This is a genomic window from Pseudomonadota bacterium (genome assembly GCA_022361155.1).
GTDB lineage: Bacteria > Myxococcota_A > Polyangia > Polyangiales > JAKSBK01 > JAKSBK01.
This window is the reverse complement of sequence record JAKSBK010000258.1, coordinates 1-2,564: the sequence shown is the minus strand read 5'-3', so window position 1 is coordinate 2,564 and position 2,564 is coordinate 1. Positions and strand designations below refer to the sequence as shown.

General features: G+C 62.3%; 3 protein-coding genes. All 3 read right to left on the bottom strand.

The window, feature by feature from the left end; genetic code table 11:
• Positions 1 to 265 precede the first annotated feature (265 nt).
• Positions 266 to 958 carry a hypothetical protein gene (locus MJD61_09660; protein ID MCG8555536.1) on the bottom strand — a complete coding sequence of 231 codons (693 nt, stop codon included), beginning with the start codon at positions 956 to 958 and terminating at the stop codon, positions 266 to 268.
• Between the two features lie 241 nt (positions 959 to 1,199).
• On the bottom strand, positions 1,200 to 2,090 hold the full coding sequence (locus tag MJD61_09655) for an RCC1 domain-containing protein (protein ID MCG8555535.1): 891 nt from the start codon (positions 2,088 to 2,090) through the stop codon (positions 1,200 to 1,202).
• 70 nt (positions 2,091 to 2,160) lie between these two features.
• Positions 2,161 to 2,564: matrixin family metalloprotease (locus tag MJD61_09650; GenBank protein MCG8555534.1), on the bottom strand; the 404-nt coding region annotated here is incomplete at its 5' end.

Sequence of the window (2,564 nt, the reverse complement as noted above, 5' to 3'; positions counted from 1 at the left end):
TCGTCGAGCAGGCAGCGCAGCTCTTCGAGCGCCCCCATCGAAACGCGCGGCTCAGCTTCAGCGCGCATCGCCGCGCAGGATACGGGATCCAGCATCCACACAGGGATGCTCACAAGTCGGTTCGGCGCGCCTGTGCCCACCAAACAGCGGACCATGCCGTTAGCGCCACGACAGACCACCTCAACGGCCTGGCCATGCAAAGGGTGCCACGCATAAACGACGCTGCGCACGTCGGTCTTGTGCGCATTATGTTGTATTGCCGATGTCAACGCCTGCGGTGCAGCTGCGGCGGAGGCGTAAGCTCCTGTTCCATGTCAGAGCCCGCCTGCTTCCAGCACTGCACGCCCCCACCTTCATGGACTCCGCAGACATGGTGCCGCCCGGCAACCACTTCGGTCATCGGGCCGGGTGGAGGGTCGACGACGTTGGAGCAGACGAAGCTACCGTCGTCACGAAGCGCGCAGGTCGCGTTCCCTGCGCTCACGTCCACATAGGACCCTGCAGGAATGTTGGGCTCGTTCAACGGCTCCCCCCAACACTCGACCTCGCCGGCGGAAGTCAAACCGCACACATGGCTAAACCCCGAGTCAATGCGCTCGAAGATCTTGGACTCGGGTGCTCCAAGGAAGGCGTAATAATCACCCCAGCACGTTACCTTACCCGCGACCGACAGCGCGCATCCGTGTGCATCTCCCTGGGTTACCTGCCTGAATTCCCCTTGCGAGGGCGGCTCAAACGGCAGGGGAAGCGGCGGTACGTAGTGCCAGCTACCCCAGCAAAGGACTGCCCGGTCGCGTGTAATGCCGCACGTGTGCCCGCCACCTGCCGACAAGCTCACAAACTGCTCATTCGCCGGCGCATCTGCCCGACCTGTCCGATCGCTGCCCCAGCAGACCGCTCGGCCGTCCTCCAGTGTGATGCCGCAGGTATGGACCTGACCCGCGGCAACAAGCTTCATCGGAATGTCCGGTGGCGCACTCTGACCATAATCGTTGGCACCCCAGCAGATCACGTTGTCTTCAGGTCCAATCGCACAGGCGTGCCGTATCCCCAAGGAAAGCGACGCGATCTCCGGCCAAGACGCAGGTTGTGCACCTTCGTCCCCCGGAGCAAAGGACAAGGAGCATCCACTCGCGAACAATGCAGCCCCCAGCGGCAGACGCACGGGCTGAAACCAGCGAGCGCTGTGTACCGCACGCTTACAAGCCCGAGGGGACATCCATCGCTTCCCAGCCATCGCCCCAACACAGAATCTCGCCTGCATCGGTACGACCACAAAAGTGCTTTTCTCCCGCTCCTAGTTCCTTGAACTTCACGCGCTTTGGCGCCGGTTTGGCCGTATGCGGGGGAAGCCCGCTGCAGCGCACAAAGCCTCCCTCATCCAACGCACAGAGCGAGGCATGGGCGGCCGCCAGATGCCGGAACGGGCCCTGCATCTCTTCGATGCCCGCCGGCGGATTCCCCCAACATGCGAGCTGGCCCTCTGCAGTGAGACCGCAGGAAAACTGCCAACCAAGCGCCAGCTCGACAAATCTGCCCGTCGGCGCTTTCGTCTGCCTATGGATGCTCAAGCCCCAGCAAATCGTAGACCGGTCTGCTCTTATCCCACATGCATGCACCGCACCCAACGCCACAAAGCGATAGCGACCAGGAGGTGCCACAGCGCCATATGTACTTAGTGTACCCCAGCAATCCAGCGTGCCATCGGTTCTCACACCACACGTTGCGTTTTCGGAAGTCGACACTCCCGCGTACGCGTAGTCCGAGCGTGCGCGCTGCCCGCTGGAATCATCGCCCCAGCACCGCAGCGCACCATCGAACTGGAGCACACAACCGTGGTCTCCGCCCACCGAAACGGCCCGGTAGCGACCCGGAGGCGGGTCGGTGGCGTTCCGTATCCTTGCCGCATAGCTGGCCCCCCAGCAGAGCAGCTCATCGCCCCGCGCAAGCGCACAGCTGGCTCCTCCACCCGCGTCTACCGTCGTGCCCCAGGGCTCCACGACCAGAGGCATACCCAGGCTCGAGCCCGCGGCACCGCCAGCATCCGGCAAGGTCCCATGGGCAGCGGAGCAACCCCCGAGCACCGGCATGCAGACGGCCCATACACATCTGCTCAAAACACGACGGGCAAGCCGCTCGCGTGCGCGGATCCACGATCCACTACCAACCGATTTGTTCAGCATTTGCCCTAATCCGCGAAAATAGCGCGCTATGCCTTGGCAATCCACCTCCCAGAAGCTGGAAGATCTCGTCGGGCTGGGTTCCGTGATTCAACCCGAGGACGTGGCCAAGCTCGTGGGTCAAGGTATTGTATGCATCTGTTTTGTTTCGTATTTTGCGTGCCAACAGCAACGCCCAGGCCACTCCATGGCTCGAGTTCTCGAGCGAGCAACCCATACCGCTTTCCCCGAGGCCGCTCTGACTCGTCGCCTCGTTTCCAACGAACACATGAATTCCTTTGGTCTTGCTGTACGCCCGGATGATGTCCCCGAGCCGCCGGTGCAACTCGCTAGACTCCGGACTAATCCCTGACCAAGCGCACTTTTCTTCATTTTGCAGGGATT